The sequence below is a fragment of the Cupriavidus phytohabitans genome (assembly GCF_017815025.1).
Lineage (GTDB): Bacteria > Pseudomonadota > Gammaproteobacteria > Burkholderiales > Burkholderiaceae > Cupriavidus.
Window position 1 is genome coordinate 40592 of sequence record NZ_JAGIQB010000006.1, and the last position, 24108, is coordinate 64699.

At 61.8% G+C, this 24108-nt stretch carries 33 protein-coding genes; 18 read left to right on the forward strand and 15 right to left on the reverse strand.

What is annotated here, in order from left to right; all coding sequences use genetic code 11:
• The first annotated feature begins 262 nt into the window (after positions 1–262).
• Positions 263–2080 carry a DUF7380 domain-containing protein gene (locus J8I34_RS05755; protein ID WP_209805550.1) on the forward strand — a complete coding sequence of 606 codons (1818 nt, stop codon included), beginning with the start codon at positions 263–265 and terminating at the stop codon, positions 2078–2080.
• Positions 2081–2471: 391 nt separating this feature from the next.
• Here J8I34_RS05755 and J8I34_RS05760 read toward each other — a convergent pair whose 3' ends face one another.
• The 8 genes from J8I34_RS05760 to J8I34_RS05795 all read right to left on the reverse strand — a co-directional run bounded on the left by J8I34_RS05760 (position 2472) and on the right by J8I34_RS05795 (position 7499).
• Positions 2472–3506, reverse strand: a complete 1035-nt coding sequence (locus J8I34_RS05760) for a DUF3800 domain-containing protein (protein WP_209805551.1) — start codon at positions 3504–3506, stop codon at positions 2472–2474.
• 222 nt (positions 3507–3728) lie between these two features.
• Positions 3729–4187, reverse strand: a complete 459-nt coding sequence (locus J8I34_RS05765; RefSeq protein ID WP_209805552.1) for a hypothetical protein — start codon at positions 4185–4187, stop codon at positions 3729–3731.
• Positions 4188–4310: 123 nt separating this feature from the next.
• Positions 4311–4835 (reverse strand): hypothetical protein, encoded by a 525-nt coding sequence (locus J8I34_RS05770; protein WP_209805553.1) that lies wholly within the window; start codon positions 4833–4835, stop codon positions 4311–4313.
• Positions 4825–5016 (reverse strand): hypothetical protein, encoded by a 192-nt coding sequence (locus J8I34_RS05775; RefSeq protein ID WP_209805554.1) that lies wholly within the window; start codon positions 5014–5016, stop codon positions 4825–4827. Before J8I34_RS05775 ends, J8I34_RS05770 begins: the two co-directional genes overlap by 11 nt.
• Before the next feature lie 53 nt (positions 5017–5069).
• Complete coding sequence (locus J8I34_RS05780) at positions 5070–5588, reverse strand: hypothetical protein (RefSeq protein ID WP_209805555.1); 519 nt, start codon at positions 5586–5588, stop codon at positions 5070–5072.
• 109 nt (positions 5589–5697) lie between these two features.
• Positions 5698–5925: a hypothetical protein gene (locus J8I34_RS05785; protein WP_209805556.1), complete on the reverse strand. Its 228-nt coding sequence runs from the start codon at positions 5923–5925 to the stop codon at positions 5698–5700.
• 126 nt (positions 5926–6051) lie between these two features.
• Positions 6052–7230 (reverse strand): recombinase RecT, encoded by a 1179-nt coding sequence (locus J8I34_RS05790; RefSeq protein ID WP_209805557.1) that lies wholly within the window; start codon positions 7228–7230, stop codon positions 6052–6054.
• On the reverse strand, positions 7227–7499 hold the full coding sequence (locus J8I34_RS05795; protein ID WP_209805558.1) for a hypothetical protein: 273 nt from the start codon (positions 7497–7499) through the stop codon (positions 7227–7229). The genes J8I34_RS05790 and J8I34_RS05795 overlap by 4 nt, the downstream gene beginning before the upstream one ends.
• Before the next feature lie 799 nt (positions 7500–8298).
• Here J8I34_RS05795 and J8I34_RS05800 point away from each other — a divergent pair.
• The 11 genes from J8I34_RS05800 to J8I34_RS05850 all read left to right on the forward strand — a co-directional run bounded on the left by J8I34_RS05800 (position 8299) and on the right by J8I34_RS05850 (position 13284).
• Positions 8299–9267, forward strand: coding sequence for a phage replication initiator YdaU family protein (locus J8I34_RS05800; protein ID WP_209805559.1), 969 nt, complete (start codon positions 8299–8301; stop codon positions 9265–9267).
• Positions 9264–9755 (forward strand): hypothetical protein, encoded by a 492-nt coding sequence (locus J8I34_RS05805; RefSeq protein ID WP_209805560.1) that lies wholly within the window; start codon positions 9264–9266, stop codon positions 9753–9755. Before J8I34_RS05800 ends, J8I34_RS05805 begins: the two co-directional genes overlap by 4 nt.
• A gap of 211 nt (positions 9756–9966) precedes the next feature.
• Positions 9967–10206 (forward strand): DUF7736 domain-containing protein, encoded by a 240-nt coding sequence (locus J8I34_RS05810; protein WP_209805561.1) that lies wholly within the window; start codon positions 9967–9969, stop codon positions 10204–10206.
• A gap of 2 nt (positions 10207–10208) precedes the next feature.
• The gene (locus tag J8I34_RS05815; RefSeq protein ID WP_209805562.1) at positions 10209–10679 is read left to right on the forward strand and encodes a RusA family crossover junction endodeoxyribonuclease; all 471 of its coding nucleotides are present in this window, start codon (positions 10209–10211) and stop codon (positions 10677–10679) included.
• Positions 10676–10999: a hypothetical protein gene (locus tag J8I34_RS05820; RefSeq protein WP_209805563.1), complete on the forward strand. Its 324-nt coding sequence runs from the start codon at positions 10676–10678 to the stop codon at positions 10997–10999. The genes J8I34_RS05815 and J8I34_RS05820 overlap by 4 nt, the downstream gene beginning before the upstream one ends.
• Positions 11000–11001: 2 nt before the next feature.
• Positions 11002–11619: a hypothetical protein gene (locus tag J8I34_RS05825; protein ID WP_209805564.1), complete on the forward strand. Its 618-nt coding sequence runs from the start codon at positions 11002–11004 to the stop codon at positions 11617–11619.
• 1 nt (position 11620) lies between these two features.
• Entirely contained in the window at positions 11621–11794 is a 174-nt protein-coding gene (locus tag J8I34_RS05830; protein ID WP_209805565.1) for a hypothetical protein, read from the forward strand.
• Positions 11795–11907: 113 nt separating this feature from the next.
• Positions 11908–12210, forward strand: coding sequence for a hypothetical protein (locus J8I34_RS05835; RefSeq protein ID WP_209805566.1), 303 nt, complete (start codon positions 11908–11910; stop codon positions 12208–12210).
• 36 nt (positions 12211–12246) lie between these two features.
• Entirely contained in the window at positions 12247–12675 is a 429-nt protein-coding gene (locus J8I34_RS05840; RefSeq protein ID WP_245175791.1) for an HNH endonuclease signature motif containing protein, read from the forward strand.
• 4 nt (positions 12676–12679) lie between these two features.
• Entirely contained in the window at positions 12680–12967 is a 288-nt protein-coding gene (locus J8I34_RS05845) for a hypothetical protein (protein ID WP_209805567.1), read from the forward strand.
• Positions 12964–13284 carry a hypothetical protein gene (locus J8I34_RS05850; RefSeq protein WP_209805568.1) on the forward strand — a complete coding sequence of 107 codons (321 nt, stop codon included), beginning with the start codon at positions 12964–12966 and terminating at the stop codon, positions 13282–13284. The genes J8I34_RS05845 and J8I34_RS05850 overlap by 4 nt, the downstream gene beginning before the upstream one ends.
• A gap of 824 nt (positions 13285–14108) precedes the next feature.
• Here the strand turns inward: J8I34_RS05850 and J8I34_RS05855 are convergent.
• Positions 14109–14510 (reverse strand): hypothetical protein, encoded by a 402-nt coding sequence (locus J8I34_RS05855; RefSeq protein ID WP_209805569.1) that lies wholly within the window; start codon positions 14508–14510, stop codon positions 14109–14111.
• A 283-nt stretch (positions 14511–14793) separates the two neighbouring features.
• On the opposite strand from J8I34_RS05855, the gene J8I34_RS05860 reads away from it, so the two are divergent.
• Positions 14794–16245 (forward strand): site-specific DNA-methyltransferase, encoded by a 1452-nt coding sequence (locus tag J8I34_RS05860; protein WP_209805570.1) that lies wholly within the window; start codon positions 14794–14796, stop codon positions 16243–16245.
• A 238-nt stretch (positions 16246–16483) separates the two neighbouring features.
• On the opposite strand, the gene J8I34_RS05865 is transcribed toward J8I34_RS05860, so the two are convergent.
• From J8I34_RS05865 to J8I34_RS05890, 6 genes are read right to left on the reverse strand one after another with little or no spacing between them, the layout of a single operon-like run.
• Positions 16484–16753, reverse strand: a complete 270-nt coding sequence (locus J8I34_RS05865; protein ID WP_209805571.1) for a hypothetical protein — start codon at positions 16751–16753, stop codon at positions 16484–16486.
• A 12-nt stretch (positions 16754–16765) separates the two neighbouring features.
• Entirely contained in the window at positions 16766–17146 is a 381-nt protein-coding gene (locus J8I34_RS05870; protein WP_209805572.1) for a hypothetical protein, read from the reverse strand.
• A 20-nt stretch (positions 17147–17166) separates the two neighbouring features.
• The gene (locus J8I34_RS05875; protein ID WP_209805573.1) at positions 17167–17409 is read right to left on the reverse strand and encodes a hypothetical protein; all 243 of its coding nucleotides are present in this window, start codon (positions 17407–17409) and stop codon (positions 17167–17169) included.
• Positions 17406–17603, reverse strand: coding sequence for a DUF6900 domain-containing protein (locus tag J8I34_RS05880; RefSeq protein ID WP_209805574.1), 198 nt, complete (start codon positions 17601–17603; stop codon positions 17406–17408). Before J8I34_RS05880 ends, J8I34_RS05875 begins: the two co-directional genes overlap by 4 nt.
• A gap of 18 nt (positions 17604–17621) precedes the next feature.
• The gene (locus J8I34_RS05885; protein WP_209805575.1) at positions 17622–17837 is read right to left on the reverse strand and encodes a hypothetical protein; all 216 of its coding nucleotides are present in this window, start codon (positions 17835–17837) and stop codon (positions 17622–17624) included.
• A 27-nt stretch (positions 17838–17864) separates the two neighbouring features.
• Positions 17865–18107 (reverse strand): hypothetical protein, encoded by a 243-nt coding sequence (locus J8I34_RS05890; protein WP_209805576.1) that lies wholly within the window; start codon positions 18105–18107, stop codon positions 17865–17867.
• 196 nt (positions 18108–18303) lie between these two features.
• Here J8I34_RS05890 and J8I34_RS05895 point away from each other — a divergent pair, with 196 nt between their 5' ends.
• The 5 genes from J8I34_RS05895 to J8I34_RS05915 are packed head-to-tail and all read left to right on the forward strand — an operon-like array spanning position 18304 to position 23844.
• On the forward strand, positions 18304–18783 hold the full coding sequence (locus J8I34_RS05895; protein ID WP_209805577.1) for a phage terminase small subunit P27 family: 480 nt from the start codon (positions 18304–18306) through the stop codon (positions 18781–18783).
• Positions 18725–20488: a terminase large subunit gene (locus J8I34_RS05900; protein ID WP_209805578.1), complete on the forward strand. Its 1764-nt coding sequence runs from the start codon at positions 18725–18727 to the stop codon at positions 20486–20488. Before J8I34_RS05895 ends, J8I34_RS05900 begins: the two co-directional genes overlap by 59 nt.
• Positions 20485–21897 (forward strand): phage portal protein, encoded by a 1413-nt coding sequence (locus tag J8I34_RS05905; protein WP_209805579.1) that lies wholly within the window; start codon positions 20485–20487, stop codon positions 21895–21897. The genes J8I34_RS05900 and J8I34_RS05905 overlap by 4 nt, the downstream gene beginning before the upstream one ends.
• A complete protein-coding gene (locus tag J8I34_RS05910; protein WP_209805580.1) occupies positions 21894–22568 on the forward strand; it encodes an HK97 family phage prohead protease in 675 nt (224 codons plus the stop codon). The genes J8I34_RS05905 and J8I34_RS05910 overlap by 4 nt, the downstream gene beginning before the upstream one ends.
• Before the next feature lie 25 nt (positions 22569–22593).
• Positions 22594–23844, forward strand: coding sequence for a phage major capsid protein (locus tag J8I34_RS05915; RefSeq protein WP_209805581.1), 1251 nt, complete (start codon positions 22594–22596; stop codon positions 23842–23844).
• Positions 23845–24108 lie beyond the last annotated feature (264 nt).

The window sequence follows — 24108 nt, forward strand, 5'->3', positions numbered from 1 at the left end:
TTGCAGGGCAAAATATACCGGTTATCAAGCTTCCACAGTCCCAATGCTCGCGCGGATTGCCAGGCGGCGGTTATAGGGAACGGGAACGGAACAGGCTTGGTCGGCTGTGGTAGCGATACAACGGACTGCGGTTTGTCTAGGCAGGTCCAGCATCCGATACTGTCTGGGGACGCGCGTTGCCGCAGATTGCTTTCCTCTATCAATCCAGAAGGTGCGGGGGAACGCTTGCCGTAGAACCCCTTCGCCGAACATGAAGAACAAGATGTCGAACGAAGAGCCTTTAGACAAAGCCGACCTCGCAGACTCCGCTTGGGAGGGGTTGTTCCATGAAGCAGGCCATGTCAATGGCACACCTCGGTGGCAAGCGCTGAGCGTCGCAAGCAAAGCGGCGGAGGACGAGGGGCGACACAAGGCAGCGATCGTATTGCGTCTGCTAGGTGACGCTTGTTCAATGATGTTGAGGCCATCCGCGAATGCAGAGCCGTTTGGTCCTGTACTCGTGATTGACAACCATCGCTCACCAGCGCTTTCAGATTTCTCCGAAAGAGACTTAGATTTTTTTGAGTTGATCGCACCTGATTTGCCGGACGCCTGGCTCCAGGCTAGGTTGGCGGACGTCGTTTGGTCGCGCCGTCGGAAACCAGACTTCGCTCTTATTGCGATAGATGCGTACAGCAAACTCCCAATTGATTTGGAGAGCTGGGTAAGCGGTAGTCAGGAGTGCTACGAACGCGCGTTGCGCCTCTGCATCTCATTACGGAAATCAGGGGCCGAACGATTGACTAGGATTTTGGCCTCACTCAGCGGCTCGATTACTAAGAGCGAATACGCGGAAGATTTCCTTGCCTGTCAAATCGCCTCTACGCTACGACGATGTAAAGTCGGGAGGGACCATGCAGAGGAAATAGCGCAAGCGTTGAAGGACCATGGTGAGGCCGACCTTAAACCTGCCGCACACTACCGTGCGCGCGGATACTTTGAGGAAGCAGCAGCTTGGGCACGGCTTGCAAATTTGTCGTTGCTGCACACAGAGATGTTAGCGCGCATCGGTGAAACTTTGGTCTCGGAAGGCGATCAACGCCTCGCCGGCGCGCACCCAAGCGCAATGGCTGCCGCCCACTTCTACGAACGAGCTATTCAAGCCTACCGCGAAATTCCGAAGAAGGCTCGTGACAAATTTCATGTCACATCCCGCATAGATGCACTCCACAAGAAGGTTGCGGAGGCTGGTGCAGCGGCCCTAGATGAGATGGGTACGATTAGTGGCCCGCCTATCGACATTGCGAAATGGATTCAGGAGGCGGAGCAGTCCGTTACCGGCAAGCATCCAGAAGAAGCACTCGCGCAGCTATGCAGGCTCGCGCCAATTGCCAAATCCGGTGAACTGAGAGAGCAAGCAGAAAAGATGCTCCGAGAATCCCCTATGCAAGCAATAGTCGGGGCTACTTACTACAGCCAAGACGGCCGTGTCATAGCGAAGCAATCTCCTCTTTCATTCGATGGCGGGCCAGAAGAGGAGGCCGCCATTTTCGAAAAAATGATGTGGCTGCATCGGATGAATATCGAGTTGCATCTTCAAAGTGCCATTCTTCCAGCTTTGGCTGTAATTAGAGCGGAGCATCCCCTCACTTGGGCAGACTTCGCATTCGTTGTTCGCCAATCTGGTCTAGTTTCTCGAGACTATGTAGGCGCTTTTTCAAAGATGCTTCTTGCAGGGTTCGAGGGTGATTTTTTAACATCTACATATATAGCGGCTCCTCAAATGGAGAGTTTTGTACGATTTCACTTAAAGGCTGCAGGCGGACAGACGACAGTTATAAATCAAGATGGCATTGAGACTGAGGTTGGACTTAGTACCTTAGTCTCAATGCCTGAAATGACAAAGGTTTTTCCGGCTGATTTGATATTCGAAGTTCGCGCACTCTTCTGTGAGGCTACTGGTCCCAATCTGCGCAACGAGATTGCACATGGTCTCTTGCCGGATGAGAGTTGCGCCTCATATGGGGCTATTTACGCTTGGTGGCTGATGCTTCGCCTTGTCTTCATACCTTTTTGGAACAAGGCGCGTCCACCTCAATAGCTCACCGGCTGACTTCCGTAAAACCAAAAAGGCCGCTCCTGGCCGACAGCAGTCAAATGCGCCCCCGGTCAGTGCTTCCCACAAGTACGGAACTGTGGGGAAGCGGGTTTCGCGCTCCTAGCGCGCAGCCCGTATGGTCTCAAGGTAAGCGCGCGGCAGTCGCACTAATTCCATAATTTCTAGTCTCACAGAAAAGCACGTAGTCTCACGAATTCCGGTTCCGTACACTACTGTGAGGAATCGTAATTCTCGAGACTGCGTTCTCCGAAAAATCAATGACTTCGCATCCAATGCGGTCCGCGCTCGTTCGGATGAGAACCGGAAATAGCGAGACTGACCTAAATTGATGCGCGAATTCGTTGGACAGCCGACGCTCCTGCTTACTGGCGCGCTATGAAAAGTTCTTTGCGAAGTAGTCGATGAACTTGGAGGCTTGTGTGCCCTTGTGGTCCCGCTTCACTTCCTCAAAATCTGTGGTGGGTAGCAAGTGAATGATCTGATCGTCCTTATAGAGCCTGAGCACCTCCATAGAGTTCGAGCGGGGATCCCTCAGAGTCTTCGCTGCCTCTATTGCTGCACCGATCATGACATCACATAGCTGCACCGCGGGGCTATTTTTGGAGTCAACCTGTACTACCTCCTTAAGCTTGAGCGGGAACTTCAAAGCTGCAATTTCAGACGCGCGAAACTCGATATTGACATCGTGCGCGATGAGTTTGGAGATCATTTCTCCATAGCGCAGTAGGTTCTTTGAGCGATCGTGTTCGATTCGATAATCGGCTGAAGTCATTACTTCGAGCCGTGTGATCAGTGACTGTAAAACGACGAAAGCGGCGTCCGTGGACACCTCTTTATGTCGGATGGCGTCCAGGCAGTCGGGGTGGGCGTGAACTAACGGCCCTAGGGCTTCCGGTATTCTGTCCCATCGTGTCCGTCTTGCGGCAGAGACGAGATCACGCATTGCTTCTGCCGTCTTGGATTTCATTGCCCGCTGAAACGCCGCGAGCAACGCTGCGAACTCGATCTGTCCCAAGAGTTCGTGGCCAGCGAAATAGAGCATGGACGCCATTGAAAGATTGCCGCCATCCTCATATAGATCGAAACCTTTGTCGTAATAAAACGGCTCGACAGCGTAGTCGACGAACATGAGCAGGAGCAGGTACCGCTTATCGCAGACGTATGTGATGGCCTTAGTCGATGAGAGGATATCGCGTTGCAATGCGAGAAGCCGCGGCCGGTTGCTTTCTCGGCGCGCAAGAGAAGAGTACTTCAACTCCGGGGCCTGAAGCTTCGGAAAATGCTCCTTGATCAGCCGTGCTGCCTCGTCATCGTTAATGGAAATTGCGGTCGCGCCTTGGTAGGGCTGCGGAGGATCGAGCAGGTCGAAGCCTGTGTATCCGCTCTCGTCGATTGAAAATTTCTCCATGTCGTTCTTAGTAGTAGGACTGCATCGCCCATTCCTTGAGATCTACGACGGCCATGATGCCACATCCTCTGACGAAGCAACTTGTGGTGGCGCGAGCCGTCGAGGGGCGATGCAAATCTCGAGGTGAATGGCCGCTCGAACGTCAAAATCCTGGCGAGTGCGAACGACCCTTCATGGCCGTCATCGGCCTTCCCCGGAAATCGGCGATGAACCTCTTTTGCCTCAGATTGGCTTCGTGCGCCGACCTCCTGGTCCGCGTGGCCTTGGTGCTTCGTGACTGAGCACCCAATCGATGACGCGTTGCGCGCGCCAGTACGAGACTCCAACTGTTCCCCCTCGGCCGTTTGGCAACCGGAAGGATTCGGGGAACCCTTCGGTGGCTATGATGCCGCGCGCCTGGCGCGGTGTAATTTTCAGGTACCGGGCGATCTCCCCAACCGTCCAGACTTCATCCTCGATCGGTGGTGCCGGTGGCAGGTAGTAGCCGCCTCCTAGGGGGACTTCCTCCTCCGGTGGCAAGACGTCCGGCTCCTGCGCGTGGACAACCGGCACAGGCAATGCTGGTGCCGGCTCCGGCTCCGGCTCCGGCTCCGGCTCCGGCTTCGGTTCAGGAGGGGGCTGGGCGGCTGTCGATGTTATCGGCTTGATCGGGACGATCTTGTCGTCGCTCTTGCGTTTCATGGGTTTGGCAGACCTCGCAAATAGCGCTTCGGATCGCTTCGCGCAGGCCGGCAAAGGTGAAGACGTTTGCGTGGCCGAATGGCAAGCCGCAGCGCCGGCATACTCCTGCGTGCATGTATCTCCCTACTGGCTGATCTGCGCCGCCAGGCGGCGCGTCTGCTCGCTCGGGCTGTACGCCACGGCGGGCTTGGTATCAAAGCGCGCCAGGCACCGCCATGCGAGTCCGTACTTGGCCGCGATGCTTGTCAGGGCGCGGCGCCAGTCCGGCACGTGTACCGTGTCGTGACAGGATTGGATATCGGCGAGCAGCGGCTGGTGTCGCTGCAGGAACGCGCGAAACTCCGGCACGATGATCGCGTGGTCGTCGTGCGCCAAAATCTCGCTGACCGTCATCGACTCGATGCGCTCGGTGTACCAGGCTTCTGGCACTACCGCCCCAACGCCGCAGGCCATCCCGCCAGCGCGGTACCGGCATGACAGGTCATCGACGCTGACGGCCGGCGCCCCCTGTCGCATCATGTGCGTGGCGCAGGCATCGAAGACGTTCTGCGCCGTCATCGCCTGGATCTCATGGGGCAACGGGTAGGTGCTGCCCAGGGCGATGATGTCTGACGGTCGGTCCAGCGGCCGATAAGAATCATTGTCCATGCTTTCCTCCTCGCGCGCTTTCCTCGCGTCTGACTCTCACTTCGATTGCCTGCGCCAGCGTGCGCAGGCTGTACATGCTGCCGGCGAGCCGGCCATCGGGGAGCAGGACAAACCCGCAATCCTCCGCCATCCTGGACAGCTCGATCCCGCGCAGCAGATCGCCGTTGCTGGTGGTGGTCATCGTTGTCTCCTCTACCGCCTTGCCGCGCTACATATCGAGGTCGTGTGACATGGCTATTCGTCCTGTTCCGGCTGGCCGGAATCGTCATCGTCCCGATCCTGATACTCGCTGGTGATCTTGAATTCTTTGTGGATCATCAGGTCGAGCCAGCCGGTGTTCGCTTCGGAAGGCTGGACGGCGACCATCATCACGACCTTGACAGTGCCCCCCTCCTGCGGCGCGATCGCGAACTTCGAGAACTTCGCCTCGGGAAAGACCAGGTCATCGGTCTTGCGGTTCGAGACGTGGATGCGCAGGATTCCCTCCAGCTCATCGTTGGCCTTGTAGCCGCCGACGTTCGGATGCTTCAGGTCGGTGAGGTGGTCGAGGTCGGTGTCGGGCAGCGCTTGCTGCGGACTGCCACTGACCTTGTACAAGCTCGAGCGCAGGTCCGGTGAGACCTGGTCGAGCACAGTGTTTGGCAGGGTTGCCTCGAGCTTGAGGTCTTTCATCAAGACCTCGGTGTCGCCGTGGAATTCCATCCTGGCGTTGACGCTCGAGAGCTTGACGCGGGTTTGCTTAAAGGTGATCACGGGGGTTCCTCCTGGTCATCATCCAACGTTGTGTGCTCCTGGCTAAAAGTGAAAGGCGCCCAGGTACCTGGGGATGGGATGGTCGCACCGGGCGCAGAAATTGGTACGGCTATGCGCTTCTTGGGTCGTGCAGTCGTCCCTCATTGCGCGCAAGGAACTCTTGCATGGCCGCGATCATGTCCTGCCGGCTGCAGTTGCTGATGTAATTCACGCGGCCGGGATCTTCGCAGTCGAACACCAGCAAGGCGAAGCCGCTGGGCTGCAGCTGATCAGCCAGGACGCTCGCCAGCACGTTCATCATCTCGATGTACCGCGCATCGATGGGTTCGTCGGGCATGGTGTGCTCCTGGTGTACGTGGTGCCATCGGAGGCCGCCGCCGGCCATGCGTACCGCCAAGAATCGCCAGGCCGGACGGCTCATGGGGCGATCCGGCGACGGCCTCGGATGGCATCTCGCGCGTGGTCATTCGTGCTTGGCCTGCAGCTCGCGGTAGATCTCGACCAGCTCCTCGCGGTGCTGCGGGTTCTCGACGCTGCCGATCAGGTCAGCGGCGGTGTCGAGATCATCGACTGTGCGCGCGTTCTGCAGCTGGTCGCGTACCTGGGCGTAGGTCGGCGGCTCCAGCTCGCCGCCATCGCCTGGTGCCGGCGTCGCCGGTTCGCTGCTGGACGGTTCCGCGCTCGCCGGTTCGCTGCCTGGTGCCGGCTGGCCTTTCAGCTCGGCCAGGCGCGCGGCATAGGCGGCGCGGGCCTTCTCTTTGTCGATGCCTTCCGGCAGCAGCGCGGCGAGCTGCAGCGCGTGCTCCATCTCGTTGCGCGAGCTGGCCTTGCTGAACGCCGTCAGGACTTCCGTCAACGGCGGCGGCGGCGCGGTTCCTTCGATGCGGGCCTTGACCGGCGCTAGGGCCGTGTCGAGCCGCTCCTGCGGCGTCATCTCGGCACCGTGCGCGCTGATCACTTCGGCAGCGCCCATGTCGCGCGCATCACGGTGGTCGCCGCCGACCTGGACGCCGGCCAGAACGAACGGTGCGCGCTGGCGTGCCCACTGGGTGGCGCCCTGGTAGATCATTTGCGCATAGGGATTCGTCACCCACAGGGGCGAGTTCCGGTTGCGCACGGCGATCGTCTCCAGGTAGACGTCAATGGTGTAGGACTTCAGGTTCGTCGCCAGCGTGCCGGTGACGCGGATGCCGAGTCCCTGTTCCAGCTCGGGAGGCCAGCCGCGTTGGAGCTTCTCGCCACCCCCTTTTCCTTGGCCGGCACTCTCCGGCTGAAAGCCATGCAGCACCGACCAATCGCCGATCGGCTCGAAGTCGAGCGGATCCGTGGTGGCGCCGGTGGTGTAGCAGGCCGCCGCGATCGCCTTGCCTTCATACCCGAGCCGGCCGGTTTTCTCATTGCAGTACGCCATCTGCGCGAGGGCGTTCGGGGACATATTCCAAGTGATCGCCTGCTCCGCGATCGCGGTGCAGGTGCCTTCGTTCCCCTCGAAGGCGCGCGGGACGACACCGCGCGAGGTCGCCATCATCCGGCCGTACTCCAGCGCCAGGCGCATTTTCTCGATCGGGTTCACTTGGTACCGCGTGATCTGCGCCGTGGGCAGATCCTGGGCCGGCACGGCCGGCAGCTGCTCCTCGCTCATGCTTCGCTCCTGGTGGTGTCGCGCACGCCGAGCATGCGCGTGATGTGTGGAAGCAGATCCAGCGCATAGGTGGTCGGGTTTGCCTCTAGCAGCTGCAGGATCTGACGCACCTGGTCGGTCTGGACCTGCAGCTCGACGCGGCGCATCGCCAGGTAGATCGTGCGCACTTCATCGGCCGTGCTGGCGCGGCGCAGGGAGTCCCAGGCGATGATCCCCTCACGGATCATCGCTTGATCGGGCATCGGCGGTTCGATATCGATCGCGCTCATGGATGGTTCCTGTCGTTTGCTGCGGCGTACTCCTCGGCCGTGGCCGTCTCGATGCGGTAAGCATCGCGCGGATCCTCCGCGCTGAATTCCGGTACCAGCTCCGTTCTTGCGATCGAGCGCGGCTTCGCGCGCCGTGTCCGCGTCCCCTGGCGATAAACCAGATCTCGGTGCCGTCCGACATCGGCAAAAAGAACTCCCGCACGCCGCCCAGTTCGGCGCGTTCTGTCGTGAAGCGCATCGGAGATCTCCCCTGGACACCGTGTCGCAGAAACTTCTCGATCCGGACGTGGTGGAACTGAAGCCTAGGTTAACGGGCCGTAATTGAAAAGGTACAAGACCTGTAAAATTTTTTTGCAGCAGATGCAAACCTAAGCCAATTCGCAAACCAATACCAAAGGCATACCAAACCCATACCAAATCGCACCAAGGCTCCCTGAAACCCTTTATTTATGCGGCTTTCGAGACTTTGCCGAGGTTCGATGTCTGGTCTATGGTGAAGGCCTGGCACGCAGTTTTCCGATGCATGCTTGGGGGCCAAGTCCTACATAGGGACTGGCTTTTGTGCCTTGCGGAAGTCTTCGTAAAAAAAAATGGCGCGCTCATCCGGATCGGCTTCTATGCCTTGCGTCATGCGGGTTACGGGGTTTTACCGTCTTGTCGGACGACTTATGAAAATCCCGCATTGTCTGCATTGTCCGGAAGCAGAAATTACCGATGGGTTTGCGCGTTGCAGCACGACGCCGCTCGCTGCGATCGCGAGGGTCCGCTGCCGTGAGGCGGCGTGATGTCGGAGGGCGCCGTGGCCTGGGCCTATTCCTTGTCGCCGTCTCGGGCGCTCTTTGGTTCGACACACGCGCTGCTGGTTGCGTTCTCTCATCATGCCGACGCCGTGACCGGCGAGGTCTGTCTCTCGCACGCCGACCTCGCGCGCCTATGCCGCGTCGACATGCGCACGGCTAAGGACGGTGTGCGCCGCCTCGAGGACGCTGGCCTGCTGCTCGATACCGGCCGTGCGCATCGCCTGGTGCCCATCTATAGGGTGCCGTGGGAACCGCTTCGCGACTTGTTTTCCGGCCTCGCCGAGCCAGAGGTGCAACCCGGTAATGCCGAATTGGCATGTGATGAAAACAGCGCCAACCCCCCTCAATTTTGCAATCCGACGTCATCACCGCATTTCGCCAACCCCCCTCAATTTTGTAGGGGGTCGCCTCCAAAAAATGACGAAGCCAGCACCAACCCCCCTCATTTTTGTAGGGGGTCGGCTCCCCTTAAGGGGGGGTTAGGGGGGGATTCGGGGTTGAGAGAGCTTGCAGACCGAGAAAGCCAGAACCAACTACCTACGCGCGAGGGACCGAAAAAAAAGCGCGCGGCGAAAAAAACGGAGGTGCAGGTGCAACCCGAATGGCTCCCCCTCGATGCATGGCAGGCGTTCCGCGAGATGCGCGCTAAGGGCAAGCATCCGCTCACGCCGTATGCCGAGCGGCTCGCCTTGCGCGAACTCGGCCGGCTCCGCGACGCAGGCCAGGATCCGCGTGCCGTGCTCGAGAAGGCCGTTCTGTACGGATGGCGTGGCCTGTTCCCGGTTGATGGAAACGGCGATTGCCAGGCGGCCTCGAGCGCCAACGGTCGCACCAGCGTGCCGCGCTCCGGCTTGATGGCGGGAATCCGCGAGCGGCGTCTGCAGCGCGAGAACGCCATCGATGTTGACGTGACGGACGTGGTGCCAGCCGCTGGTGCTGTCGTGCAGCAACTGAGGGGCCGGCCATGACCGAATCGCAACCGTGGCCGTACAACGCGCTCTCGGAGGCGCAGATCGACGCGGTGTTCGACCTGATGTTCGCGACCTATGGCGATCGCTTCGTGCGCAAGTGGGCAGAGGCCGCGGATCCGGAGTTCCTGCGTCGCACCTGGGCCGTGGCGCTGCACAGGGTGCCGGTGCAGCTCGGCATGGAGCGCTTGTCCACCTATCCGCATCCGCCCGACCTGCCGGAGTTCATCCGCTTATGCGCGCCGGATCGCGTCGAGCCGGCGCATCGCCAGGCCATGCTCGATCTGCCAGCGGCGATGAACCGCGAGCACCAGCGCGCCAACCTGGCGCGGCTCAAGGGAGAAATGGCGAAGCTCGACCAGGCGCGTGGTGGCATCGCCTGGGCTTATGCCGTGCGCGAGCGCGTGAAGGCTAGCCGCGCCGTGTCGCCTGCTGTAGCGGCGATGGCCGAGGCGGCCATCGCGCAATTCGAGGGAGACCAATCATGAGCACTCACTGCTGTCCATGGCCTGGCTGCAAGCAGCGCGTTCCGACACGCATGTGGGGCTGTCGCCGGCACTGGTTCATGTTGCCTGGCGCGCTGCGGCGACGGCTGTGGGCCAACTACCAACCTGGGCAGGAAAGGACCGGGCGAGTCTCGCGCGGGTACATCGCGGCCTACCGCGAAGTGCAACGCTGGATTGTCGACCAGGGGCGCGTATGACGACGCTCGAACTCGGAAATGCGGTGATGGAACTCGAGCCACTCTCGCTGCCGCAGGCCATCGTGATCTCGGCCTATACCGGCGTGCTCTGCTGCCCGATGGGCGAACTGCACCGCGCGATTGAACTAGCGCTCGGCCGCACGGTGTTCGCCTACGAGCTGCAGGAGTGTGGCGACGAAATCAGACGCGCATTCCAGTCGGCGTTCTATGCGCTGTGCGTCGAGGGCGAGGAGTAGCGATGGACGCGCAGGCCGGCTTCGAGATCGTGCTTCCCTATCCCCCTTCGACCAACGAGTTGTGGGAGCCGGACGTGGTGCGTTCGCATGCAGGCCGACCGATCGGCGCCATGCGCCTGACGGCTAAGGCGCGGAAATACAAGACCGATGTGGGCTGGCTGCTGAAGAAGGCCGGCGTCCGGAAGCCGATCACAGGCCGCGTCGCGATCGAGGGCACGCTGCATCCGAAGCTCCCACTCGACGCGCGGGAACGCATGCGCAAGTTCGGCGACGCTTGGGAGGATTCGGTGCGTTGCATCGATATCGACAATGCGCGGAAGGTCGTATTCGATGCGCTGAAGGGCATCGCATTCGTGGACGATCGCTTCGTCTGGGATGACCATTTCCGACGCGGAGAACCGCTCGCCACGCCTTGTTTGCGGATCCGAATCCGCGCGATTCCGTATCACATACCGCAGATGGAGTTGCTATGAGCAAGTCCCGCCAACCCACCGAGAACCGTCTGCGCAGCGTCGAGCGCGTGCTGCGCCACCGGGCACATGAACGTCTAAGCGTGGCGAACATCGCTAGTGCGCTGGACCTGGATCCGCGCGCCATCGGGGCGGCGCTCGAGGTGCTCCTAGCGCGCGGACGCATCGTTGCATCTGATGCGGGACGCTATCCGACCTACGCCATCAAACCGTCGACCGATACGACCGTGGCACAGGTTCGCGTGGTGGTCTATCGCGGCGAGCTGCGGCACTACGATTCCCTCATGCGAGCCTTCGCGGCGCGCTGCCTAGCGGGACGCTGATCATGATCGATCGCGGCGATTGGATTTTTCGCGATACCGGCGTGGCGCTGTTCGTGTCGTTCCGCATGGAGTACCTGCAGGTGCGTGAAGAAAACCAGTTTCTCAAGATGCTGGTGCGCGTGATGGAGGAGCTGGATGAGCTGACGCCGCGTCAGGCGGCGTGGCTCGAGCAGCTGCGTGGCGAGCCTTCCGAGAACGTGAATTTCGGCGGCCTCTCGCAGCTCGAGGTGCGCGGGCAATGCGAGCTGATCCGCGACGCCGCCTACCACCGCCTGCCGCAGCATCTGTATGGCGTGGTGTGCGCGCGCTTCGGCCTATCGGGGCGCAAGGCCTATGGCATCGAGAATGTCGCATCCGCTTTGCGCTGGAGTGCGCCGATCCGCGACGTTCGTGTGCTGCGTGACCTGGTCGTGCGCCACTACCTGGAGACGAGCGAGCGCGATGGGTTCTCGCTGCGCGCGATCGGCAAGCGGTACGGAATCCCGAAGTCCACCCTCGGGGATGGCGCGCTGTGGCTCGCAGCGAAAACTCGCTCGTTGGAGCTGGAGGCGATTCGGCGGCTGGACGTCCTATTCGTGCCACACGGCGTCTCTGCCGAGTGGGAGCGCGCGGAGGCCTGACATGGGCGAGCATTTCTTCGACGCCGACGACGGCCTATTCCATTGCGAGGTCTTCCGCTACATCGCGCGGTTCGAGTGCTTCCAGGCCATCGATCCGGAGACCGACGAGTTCTGCGGTGCTGTTTGTCCGGAGTGCGGATCGCAACAAATCTACCCGCACTACGAGGAGGCCTGATCGTGCTCGAACCGTGCGCGCTCTGCGACTACTACTTCGACCAGGAGCTGTGCGGACGCTATGGCTGTCCGAACTGCCACGCTGCCAGGCCGACAATCCCGAGGAGTCTACCGATGAACCTTACTGCGGCCGAGCGCGACGTATTGGCCGAACGTCGCCGCCATCTCGACGTCGAGGGCCTTTCGCCAAAACGCGACGACGCATACGTTCGCGGCGAACTCGCGTTCGCTGCTGCCGCCTATGCGATGCCCACCAGCTGCCATGCCGAGACATGGCCGTACTGGTGGCCGTGGTCGCCGCAGTGGTGGAAGCCGCAAGGTGGATATCGCCGCAACCTGGTGAAAGCCGGAGCGCTGATCCTTGCCGAGATCGAGCGGCTCGATCGGGCTGCGTCAGGCGAGAAGCAAGCTGGCTAAAACCCGCCAGCATTGTTTTCCAACCGGACAACGCCTATGCTTTTTAGTCAGAATGCAGAAGTGTCCACCGAAAGGCCGACGCTCCTGCAGCCTGGCAAAAACCACAGCCGCCGCTCTCTGGCGGCTGTTTGTTTTTGGGAGACTGCCGTGGGCAAATATGCTGCGATGTACGCATGCGCTGCCTGGCGAAAACTCCGGCGCGCGCACCTGGATCGCCATCCGTATTGCGAGATGTGCGCTGATCTTGGAGACGTGGTGCCAGGTACCGTGGTCGACCACCGGACGCCGCACCGAGGCAACTGGACGCTGTTCCTGGACGACCGCAATCTGCAGACGCTCTGCTCGACGCACCATGACGCGGTGAAGCAGGCGTTCGAGAAGTCGGGCCTGTTGCGTGGTGCTGATGCCGATGGCATGCCGTTGGATCCCGCGCATCCGTGGTACCGCAAGATGCAGCAGCTCTGACGCTATGCGCCGTCGCTCGCTGTCGAATCGCCTGGTGCGCTGGCCGCTGGTCGTGCTCGGGCACTTCCGACTCTGTCGCCGCACTGGTATGCCGTTCGCTGATTCGCTTGGCCTGGCCATGAGCCTGGCCTGTCTGACGCTGGAGGAGAACATGATCGCGCTCCTGTTCCTGGTCACAGCACTTGTGCTGTTCGTGCTGGCCGCGCTTGGCGTGGCGAGTGGTCGCTTCAGTCTGATGGCCGCAGGCCTGGCCTGCCTGGTCGCCTCGCAGCTGGCAGTGAGACTGCCATGAACGGCAGAGCGGCGGCTTCGCTCATCGATCGGTTGTTTCACGCGAAGCCAGGCGACGACCTGGACGATCTGGTGCAGTCTGTCTCGCTGCTGCGGCTCGAGCCTGGTGATGTCCTGGTCGTGACCGCGCATGGGCCGCTGTCGCAAGACGTGCGTGACCGGATCCGCGATGCGTTCCGTGGCCTGGTGCCTGGTCATCCCATCGCGGTGATCGACTCGGGCCTGCGCCTGTGCGTGGTGCGCGAACGTGAGCACACGGCGTCCCATGCGCCCCCTCCGAACGGTAGTGATGCCGAATGCATCCGGGGGGAGGGGTGAAACTTGGGATGTATGGGGCTGTAACCCGGCTGGAAGGTTTATTTTTCGCGGCGCAACAAATCGCCAGGGGGTCACTGCTCCGTCAAAAAGGTGCATGAAAATGCGATGCGATCGCGGTAGTCAAATTTTCGCTCCACGGGAAGCTAGCAATTGCGCTACTTCTTCGGTGTGGCGTCGATTGCGTTCACGAAGATGCGTCTAGTGAGCCCGCTACGGTTTGCATACGGAAAACACATTCTCGCTTTATATCGCCCGCCTTCTGTACGTTCGTTCTGCACGGTTCCAGAACCGAATGTCACGCCACCGCAATCTTGATTGCTCTTGCAACGCCAATGAGGAGCCGTATCACACTGATCGGTGTTTGCGGGCGATAGGTTGACGCAAGACGCATGCGTGGCAGTCTTGAGCGCCGACGTGTCGATGTCAAAACAGGCTTGACCCGAGCCGCCATTTCCGACCTCCAGTACAATGCCGGTCCCCCGTGGGGACGGAGGCGATTCGCACGCAATTGATTTCTGTGGGCCGTAGCAATCGACCGGACGCGCACTCTGTGCGACCGCTGGCGTAGCAATGACAAGCGCGATGATTAAGATAGAAAGTTTGATTATTTTCATTAACGGGGCCCGTCATAGTTGAAGTGTTGCAAAGTAATTGCCTCGAACCTTCGACGCCCCTGCTAACACTTTGGACATCTTCGAATCTGGACCGTAATGCCCCCCGTGTCCCCGACAACGGGGTCGCGTCGGTGTCCGTTAGCGGCGTAAATCCACATCTCTGTATGCAGCCGCCGACTTCTGGCGGCGTGCACGCTGTATGTTCGAGCCTCAGTCGACGCCAATTACAGCGCCTGCAAATTGACAGCTAGGATTGATCTCAAATAATGCACCCCGAGCGTTCGAATCGTCGATCATGAATCCCACGAACAGCTCGAATGGCGCCGAGTCACAATCTGTGCTCATAATCGGCGAGTAACGTTTATCTTTATAACATTGATCGTAGTTGGTCGTGCAATTTCTACAAGTTTTCGGAATCGCCGTCCACTTCCACTGGTCGTCGTTTCCGCCAAGAGGTCTAGTGCCCGCCACCGTCAAACAATCACTACTTAGATTAATGACGGCGATTATATATGGGTTGGTCAATAAATTTACGTCAATTTCTGCATCGACAATTTCTTTTGGAATGCGAACGCTAAGATTTTGAAGTGTTTTTCTGGCAACGTTTTGCATTGCTAACTCCGGTAGAGTGACGGGTCTTCGATTTGCATGCCATTTTCTATGCGCATCCCAAATGGGGTGATATGAATGGAATGACGCGGAAAACTGTCGAATGGCAGCAATTTAGAATAGTTGGTCCTGCAGAAAAGCGACAAAGCAATGTGCGCTTCCGCACATAAGCGCGCGACCTATGTGCCAAAACCTTCCCGCGTACCGTCTTCGTTTGACGGCACTTACCTTTTTCGCTGCCCCCTCGATCGCATGGTGCTCAGGGGCACCTTTGTCTGGAGATTCTATGCCGCTCAAAAACGCGGCCGAGCGACTGGAGAAATGGCCGATTTCCCGCTTCAAACCCTTTGCGCGCAACCCTCGCACGCACTCCCCTGCGCAGATCTCGCAGCTCGCGGCGTCGATGCGCACCTGGGGCTGGACCATCCCTGTCCTGGCGAACGAAGACGGCACGGTGATCGCTGGTCATGGTCGGCTCCTCGCGGCGCCGCTGGTCGGCATCGAGGACGTGCCTGTCCTGGTGGCCGAGGGCTGGTCGCCGGAGATGATTCGCGCCTACGTCATCGCGGACAACAAGCTCACGGAAAACGGCGGCTGGAATCGCGAACTGCTCGCGGAAGAACTCGCCGAGCTGCAGGCGCTCGGCTTCGATACGCTGCTCACCGGCTTCTCTGACAAGGAGATCGGCGAGTTGCTGCTGAACGCACCAGGCGCGGATCCGGACGATGCGCCGCCGCTGCCGGCCGTGCCTCTCTCGCAGCCTGGTGAGATCTGGACGCTCGGCCAGCACCGCGTCGCTTGCGGAAGCGCGCACGACGCGGCGCTGTGGGCGCGGCTGATGGACGGCGTCTCTGCGGACGTGGTGTGGACCGATCCGCCCTACAACGTCGACTACGAGGGCACGGCTGGCAAGATCCAGAACGACGCGATGTCGGGCGAAGCCTTTGCCGAGTTCCTGGCGCAGGCGTTCGAGCGCCTGGTCACGGTGATGAAGCCTGGTGCCGCGATCTATGTCGCGCATGCCGACACGGAAGGCCTCGCGTTCCGGCGCGCGTTCACCGAGGCGGGGCTGAAGCTCGCGTCCTGCCTGATCTGGCGAAAGGATTCGCTGGTGCTCGGGCGCTCCGACTACCAGTGGATCCATGAGCCGATCTTGTACGGGTGGAAGCCTGGCGCCGCGCACCGCTTCTACGGTGGTCGCAAGCAGAGTACCGTCGAGGCCTGGGCGAAGGGGCGCGGCATCGACCAACTCGCGGACGGCCGGTGGGCGATCGCCTGGGGCGACTCGCTGCTGGTGGTCGACGGCAAGGCCGAGGTGGTCGAGCTGCCCACCACCGCGACCTTCGTTGAACGGCCGCGCCGCTCGGCCGAGCATCCGACCATGAAGCCGGTGTCCCTGGTGGAGCGGCACCTGGCGATGTCAGCGCGTCCTGGTGCGGTGGTGGTCGACGCGTTCGGCGGCTCCGGCTCGACGCTCATCGCCGCCGATCGCCAGGGCATGTGCGCGCGCCTGGTGGAGCTGGATCCGCGCTATGTCGACGTCATCGTCCGGCGCTGGCAAACCCTCACCGGCCTGGCGGCTGTCGACCAGGACGGCCAGCCGTTCGACGCTACCCAGGTCAAACCCGGGAAACCGGCAAAGGCAAAGTCGCGCACGCGGCCGGCGACGCGGCCCGTGGCTGCGTCAAAACGGGGCCGCATGGGGAACCGCCCCACCAAGGCCAGGAAAGCCGCCTGACGGCGCTCCTGGCGGGTTTGCCGCGGTGAGCCTGCCGCGTTACTTTTGCGCGAGAGCAGCGGTGTCACGCACCTGGACGAAAAAAAGCCGGCGCGCTGGCCGGCTGGTGGTCGCTGTGCCGCTCTGCGCCTCGCTCCTGGGGACTTACCACCAAGCGGCTTGATGGTAGGTCGCTTCCTGGTTTTGGGCGCCTGGTCAAACGGCGGCAAGGGTTTGCGTTCTCATGGTCGTGGTTCCTTTAAGCGAAGTCGACGGCGGCGCCGTCCTGCAGGAAATCGTTCCCGGTGTCGACGTACCAGATGTCGTCGCCGACCTGGGCGTAGGCGTAGTAGCGGGTGATCGCACCTCGTCCGGCGCCCCTGGTACAGAGGAACAGGTAGGGCTTGCCGTTCAGCGTGCCGGCGCGCTCCTGGTACCGCTTAGGCATGCTCGGCCACGTGCGCGCTTCATACCGGCCGCACTTGCCGGTGCGCGGATCCTCGATCGTGACGCTTCGGATTTTAGCCATCGCGCTCGCTCCTCAGTGCTTCTCGGTGAGGCGCGTGATCTGCCAATCGCCGCTGCTGGTTTTGCGAACTTCGCAGGTCACGCTCGCGCGGACCATCGCGCCGAGCTTGTTTGGCGCTCGGAACTCGCCTCGCACCTGGTACGTGCCATCGGCACCAGGCGTGACCTCCTGGCCGATCCACTCGACGCGGCTGGGGTCATTCGCCTGGCGCTTGACCGCCTCGCGGCATGCGGTGCCGGCGAGGTCGATCTGGGCGCCGGCCGTGTCGTACTGCTGCGGCCGGCTGTACTCCGGCGAGGTGTTCGTACTCGGGGACTTGCCTCCGAAGATGAAGAGAGAGGCCACCGCCGCGACGGCGATCAGGGTGAGAACTCGGTTGCTCGGTAGTTTCATCGTGTGCTCCTGGCTGGTGATCAAAACGGCAGGCCGCGCTGATAGCGCTCCTGCTTCTGGAGGGCATGCTCGGATTCGGCCGCTGCGAAGGTCGCCTGGCGCAGTAGCAGCGCGGCGTGGTCGACCTGGCGCAGCATGCGGTTGTAGGCATCCTCGGCCTGTGCGCAGCTGGTGGTCTTGCGCTCGACCAGGATGCGGCGGCGCATGCGGCCGAGCGCGGTGATCATCTGCTCGAACTCCCGCGTGAAGTCCTGCGCCGTCATCCCTTCGCTCCGGCTTCCAGGCCGGCCTCGAAGGCCGCGACCAGCGCGTCGCGAATGCACCAGACCGCCTGGTCGCTGAAGTCGAGCCGATCGCTGTTGCGCTCCTGGAGGGTTTCCAGGTGCAGGTGCTTGCGCGCGATCTCCTCGAGCTGGCGGAAGCGCGCGGCGCTGATGGTGGTATTGGTGTTGCTCATGGATGGTGCTCTCCTCACTCAACCAAAAAACCAGCAATCGGCCTGGCGCAGAACAGTCGACGCCAGCTCTCGCTGGTATCGCGTTTCCATCTCGGGGTTCGACTCGATCAACTCGGCAACCTGGGCGCAAAGGCGCACCACCTGTTGGCCGACCAGGCTGTCGGGTTCGATGTCGAGAATTTCCGGCGCCATGCCGACGTAGAGGTCGAGGTCGATAACGTTGCGGACTTTCATGGTGTGCTCCTGGCTCGCTGTCGCTGCTCAAGGCAGCAGCGCGTGGCCGAGGTCGATGTTGCCGTCGACGATGTCGACCAGCAGCTCGCTCGGCAGCATCGTGAGCACCTGGCGGGCGCGCTCGCGCAACAGCGCGGGCGCGAGCGCGCGGAAGTCATCGTCTGTCATCGCGAGCATTGCGGCGTCCGCATGCAAGGGCTGTAGGTAGTCGCGCAACTCGGCCTGGCGATCGGCCGGCGCTGCGGGTTTGGTGGTGTTGGTGTTGCTCATGGTTGCTTGCTCCTGGCTGGTTTTTGCTTCGCGCGTGCGCGCGAGCGGAGCACCACTATGGGCAAACGCGCAAGGGAACTCAAAAAGTTTTTTAGTACCACCACACGGTATTTCCAAGAGGTTTTTGCGCCTCTTACTTCCCGTTTTCGCTTGCCATTCGAGGTGCGTTATGCCTTCGCCCAAACCGAAGCCGACTGTGCTCAAGCTCCTGGAGGGGAACCCTGGTCGGCGTCCCTTGCCGCAGCATGAAATTCAACCTGCGCGCGGCCGGCTCCCCTCGCCGCCTGCGCACCTGGACGAACGCGCGAAGGCCGAATGGCGGCGCCTGGCTCGCGAGATGCATCGCCTGGGCACGCTGACGATGATCGATCGCGGCGCGTTCGCCGTGGTCTGCCAGGCCTACTCGCATTGGGTGGTCGCCGAGCAGGCGCTCGCGCAGATGGCCGGCCGCGATCCGCTCACGCATGGGCTGATCATCAAGACCACCAATGGCAACGTGATCCAGAACCCGCTGGTCGGTAACGCGCGCCGCGCGCAGCTCGCCTATCTGCGTGCTGCGGTGGAGTTCGGCATGACGCCATCGGCGCGTGCTGGCCTGGAAATCAAGCCGAGCGACGATGACGACGAAGAGGAAATCCGGCCAGCAGCGGCGAAGTCGAAGCGGGGCTATCTCTGATCCTGTGCTGCAGTTCGCGCTCGGCGTGAGCGAAGGCGAGATCGTCGCTGGTCCTGATGTCCGCGCCGCCTGCCAGCGGCACCTGGACGACCTGGAGAAAGGGCCAACGCGCGGCCTGGTGTGGGATCTCGATGCGGCGCTGCATGCGATCGAGTTCTATCCGACCATCCTGCGGCTGAATGGCGGCGAGTTCGAGAACCTGCCATTCCATCTCCTGCTATGGCAGAAGTTCATCGTCGGCTCGCTGTTCGGTTGGAAGCGCGCGGACACCGGGTTCCGTCGCTTTCGTGTCGCCTACATCGAGGCCGGCAAGGGTTCAGGCAAGTCGCCGCTGGTGGCCGGCATCGGCCTGTACATGATGACCTCGGATGCCGAGCCGCGCGCCGAGATCTACGCCGCCGCGACCAAGCGTGACCAGGCGATGGTCCTGTTCCGCGATGCCGTGGCGATGGTCGAGCTGTCGCCGCCGCTGCGCGCGAAGGTGAAGGTGCATGGCGTCGCCGAGCGCGCATACAACCTGTCGTTCCGCAAGTACGCATCGTTCTTTCGGCCGATCGCCTCGGATACGAAAACGCAGAGCGGGCCGCGTCCGCACTGTGGCCTCATCGATGAAGTCCATGAGCACAAGGACAACACGGTGGTCGAGATGATGCGGGCCGGTACCAAGGGCCGGCGCCAGGCGCTGATCGTGATGATCACGAACTCCGGCTTTGATCGGACCTCGGTGTGCTACGTCAACCATGAATACGCGCGCAAGGTCGCGGCCGGCGCGCTCATGGACGATTCGTTCTTTGGCTTTGTGTGCTCGCTCGACCAGGACGATGAACCGTTCGAGGACCGTGCGTGCTGGCCGAAGGCTAATCCCTCGCTCGGCATCACGATCCAGCCGCTCTACCTGGAGGAGCAGATCACCCAGGCGCGCGGCATGCCTGGCAAGGAGGCCGTGGTTCGCCGCTTGAATTTCTGCCAGTGGGTCGACGCGGCAAACCCTTGGATCGAATTCGATCTGTGGCAGGCCTGCGAGAACAAGACGCTGCGCGTCGCGGATTTCAATGGGCGCGATCTGTATGGCGGCCTGGATCTATCCGGGGTGCGCGATCTGACGGCGAATGCCTGGGCGGCGAAGGCCGACGATGGCGTGATCGAAGCCTTTGTCGAGTTCTGGACGCCGGCCGACACGATGGTCGAGCGCGGGCGCAAAGACAACGTCAACTACGACGAGTGGGCCAAGCAGGGGCACATCTACGCGAAGCCTGGCCGCGCTATCAATCTGGCCGCTGTGGCGATCCGCCTGTCGGAGATCCAGGCGCAGGCTAACGTCGTCGGCGTCGCCTATGACCCATACCGCATCAAGTACCTGGAGGATGAACTCACCAAGGAATCGATCGTGGTCGACCTGGTGCCGCATGGGCAGGGCTACTACAAGAGCCAGCAATCCGGCCTGTGGATGCCGCATTCGGTCGAGCTGCTTGAGCAGCTGGTGATGGCCGGCAAGCTGCGCGTGCTCTGGAACCCATGCCTGCGATGGAACTCGGGCAGCGCGGTGCTGGTGGCCGATGCGAAGAACAACCGCATTTTCGACAAGCGCAAAAGTACGGGCCGCATCGACGGCCTGGTCGCGCTGGCGATGGCTGTCGGCCTGGCGCTGCAGGAGAGCAATGAAAAGGACTTCAGTTCGTTCCTATCCAATCCGGTGATCGCATGAACGCTCTAATCAAACCCTTGCGCGGCGCATGGACTCGCATCAAGACCGCCGCTGTGGTCGTCGGCCGCGCGTTCTCGCTGCGTGACGCACGCCAATTGATGCTGTTCTTTGGCGGCGGCTCCTGGGCCGGAAAAAACGTCAACGTCGACACGGCCATGCAGCTGTCGACGGTGTGGGCCTGCGCGCGCCTGGTGTCGACCTCGATCGGCACCATGCCGCTGTTCCTGTACCGCGTGCAGGCCGATGGCGCACGCAAAAAGGCCAAGCGCCAGGCGCTCTATCGCATCCTGCATACCAAGCCAAACGCCTACATGAGCGCGGCCGAATACTGGACAGCGGTGGTGCTCGCGGTGCTGTTTTGGGGCAATTCGTTCTCGCGCATCTCGCGCAACAAGGACGGTGACATCGTCTCGCTCATGCCGCTGCGGCCGGACTGGATAACGCTGCGCGTGAATCCGGACTACTCGCTCACCTATGTGTTCCGTGATGAGACCGGAAAGCTCGAGGAGCTATCGCCGGCCGAGGTGTTCCATGTGAAGGGATTCTCGCTCGATGGCCTGGTCGGGATCTCCTGCCTGGCGCAAGCGCGGCATTCGATGGGCATCTCGCTGGCGCTGGAGGAGTCCGCTGGTCGGGTGTTCGTCAACGGCATGAAGCCTGGCGGCGTGCTGCAGGTGGACACGATCCTGAAGGAAGCCGACCGCGAGCGCATGCGCAGCCAGCTCACCGAGCAATTCGCTGGCGCCATCAATTCGGGCAAGACGATGATCCTGGAGGGCGGGCTGAAATTCCAGGCCGTGACCATGAACCCGGAGGACGCGCAGATGCTGCAATCGCGCTCCTACTCGGTGGAGGAACTATGCCGGTGGTTCAACGTGCCGCCATTCATGATCGGGCACACCGAGAAGTCGACCTCCTGGGGCAGCGGCATCGAGGAACAGAAGAACGGGTTTGTCACGTTCACGCTGCAGCCGACCGCGCGCCTGATCGAGCAGGCCATTGGTTGTCAGCTGATCCCTCCCGAGGACGGCGAGGACTTCGCTGCCGAATTCAATTTCGACGCGATGCTGCGCGGAAACTCGGTGCAGCGCGCGCAATACCTGTCGACCATGACGCAGAACGGCTTGATGACGCGCGACGAGGGTCGCGCGCACGAGAACCTGCCGCCGATGGGTGGCAATGCCGCGGTGCTGACTGTGCAGCGCGCACTCGTTCCGCTCAACCTGCTCGATGAAGTTTCCGGCGCGCAAGAGACGGTGCCTGGCGATCCGCAGAACCCACCGGACGCCAACGCACCACCGGATCCAGCCGCGCTGCCGCTGCAGCCAACCGCGCCACCGGCCAAGGCCGACGAGAGTTTCCGGAGCATGTTCAAGCGCCTATTTGCTGAAGATGGGGTGACGTCATGAAACAGAAAGACGCTGTCATGAAGCGACGCGATTTCGATTTCGAGGTGAAATCGATCAACTCCTCGGGCCTATTCACCGGCTATGCGTCGGTGTTCAACGTGCGCGACTCCTACGGCGAGATCGTTGTGCCTGGCGCGTTCGCGGACTCGTTGACGAAGCTCGAGGCCTCGGGGCGCAAGCTGCCGGCGCTGTGGCAGCACCGCTCGGGCGAGCCGATCGGCGTCTACGACAAGGTCTACGAGGACGGCAACGGTTTGTTTGTGGAGGGCCGGCTCCTGATCGGCAAGGTGCAGCGCGCCACCGAGGCGCATGCGCTGATGGAGGCCGGCGCCGTGACCGGCCTGTCGATCGGCTTCATGACCATCGATGAAGAGTTCGACGCGACGGCGCGCTCCTGGATGCTGCTCAAGCTCGATCTGATCGAGGTGTCGCCAGTGACGTTCCCTGCGAACGAGGAGGCGCGCATCGAGGAGATCAAGGGCAAGCTCCGAGCGCGCGTTCCCATCTCCATTCGTGAATTCGAGCGGTTCCTTCGGGATGAAGGGAATTACTCGCGTGCCGAGGCCGAGGCGATTGCCTCGCGCGGCTTCGGATCTGTGGCGTCTCGGGATGAGACGGCGGATGCAGTAACCAAAGGCATCGCGGATCTGCTCGCGCATTTCCGCAAGTAAATCCCAACCATCCGGAGGCACAACCATGCATGCCATCATCGAACGCGAGCTGTCGCGCGCTGACCGCGACCGCCGCATCAAGGAAGTCCAGGAGCGCGGCGAGAACGTTGCCAAGTTCACCGAGCTGATGGAAGCCATCAAGGCGCGCGACGAGGAAATCAAGGCCATGTGCGCAAAGGCCTTGGAGGAAATCGGCCAGGGCAAGACCGTCTCCGAGGAGGTGAAGCTCAAGCTCGAGCAGCTCTCCTCGGACGGCCTCAAACTGCAGGCTCGCTTGATCGAGGTCGAGCAGAAGCTCGCCGCTCGCACGTCCTACGCTGGCGCCGCTGGGCAGCGCAAGTCCTGGGGCGAGCAGGTCATCGAGTCTGATGGCTGGAAGCGGCTTGTGGAGGCCAAGGGTGGCCGCACCGGCAAGATCGAGCTGAAGGCCGTTACGACCATCTCGAGCGATCCGGCCTCGGCCGGCGCTGCGATCGAGCCGATGCGCGTGCCTGGCATCCAGTACCCACCGCAGCAGCAGCTCACCATCCGCGACCTGATCGCGCCTGGTCGCACGACCTCGAACGCGATCGACTACGTCCAGGAGCTGGCGTTCCAGAACATGGCCGCGCCGGTCGCCGAAGGCCAACCGAAGCCGCAGTCGGACATCTCGCTGCAAGAGAAAACGGCGAACGTCCGCACGCTGGCGCACTGGATGCTGGCAACGGTGCAGGTGCTGGACGACGCGCCGCAGCTCTCGAGCTATATCGATGCGCGCCTGCGCTACGGCCTGGCACTGGTCGAGGAGGATCAGCTGCTGAACGGCGATGGCCTCGGCCAGAACCTGCTCGGCATCATGCCGCAGGCGCAGGTCGCGACTGGCACCGCGACGTCGAACGTCGACCAGATTCGCGAGGCCATGCTGCAGATCCGGCTGGCGAACTACCGCGCAACCGGCATCGTCCTGCATCCGGCCGACTGGTGCGCGATCGAGCTGCTGAAGCTCACCGACAACTCGTACCTGTTCGCCAATCCGCAGTCGCTGTCGCCGCAGATCCTTTGGGGTTTGCCGGTGGTCGACACGGTGTCGATGGATCAGGGGGGGTTCCTGGTCGGTGCGTTCCGCATTGGCTCGCAGATCTTCGATCGGCAGGCGCCAACCGTGGAGGTGTCGACCGAGGATTCGGACAACTTCCGCAAGAACCTGGTCACGATCCGCGCCGAGGAGCGCCTGGCGCTGGCCGTCTACGCGCCTAACGCCTTTGTGAAGGGCACACTGGTGGTAGTGGGGCCGTAATCGCCGCGCTCTCTGCAGCAATTCCAAAACCATAAACATGAGGACGGCCAGGGAAACCTGGCCGTTTTGCTTATGCGCTTGATTGCTACCAAGGCCTACCAGTTCCGAGGCCAGAACCTGAAGGCAGGCGATTCGTTCGAGGCTTACGGATTCAACGCGCAGCAGCTCATCGCGCGGGGTTTGGCTCGCAAGGGCGAACCGGACCCAGCTCCTGCTCCAAAGAAGGCCGAGGCGCCTGCGCCAAAGCCAGCACCGAAGCCAGCG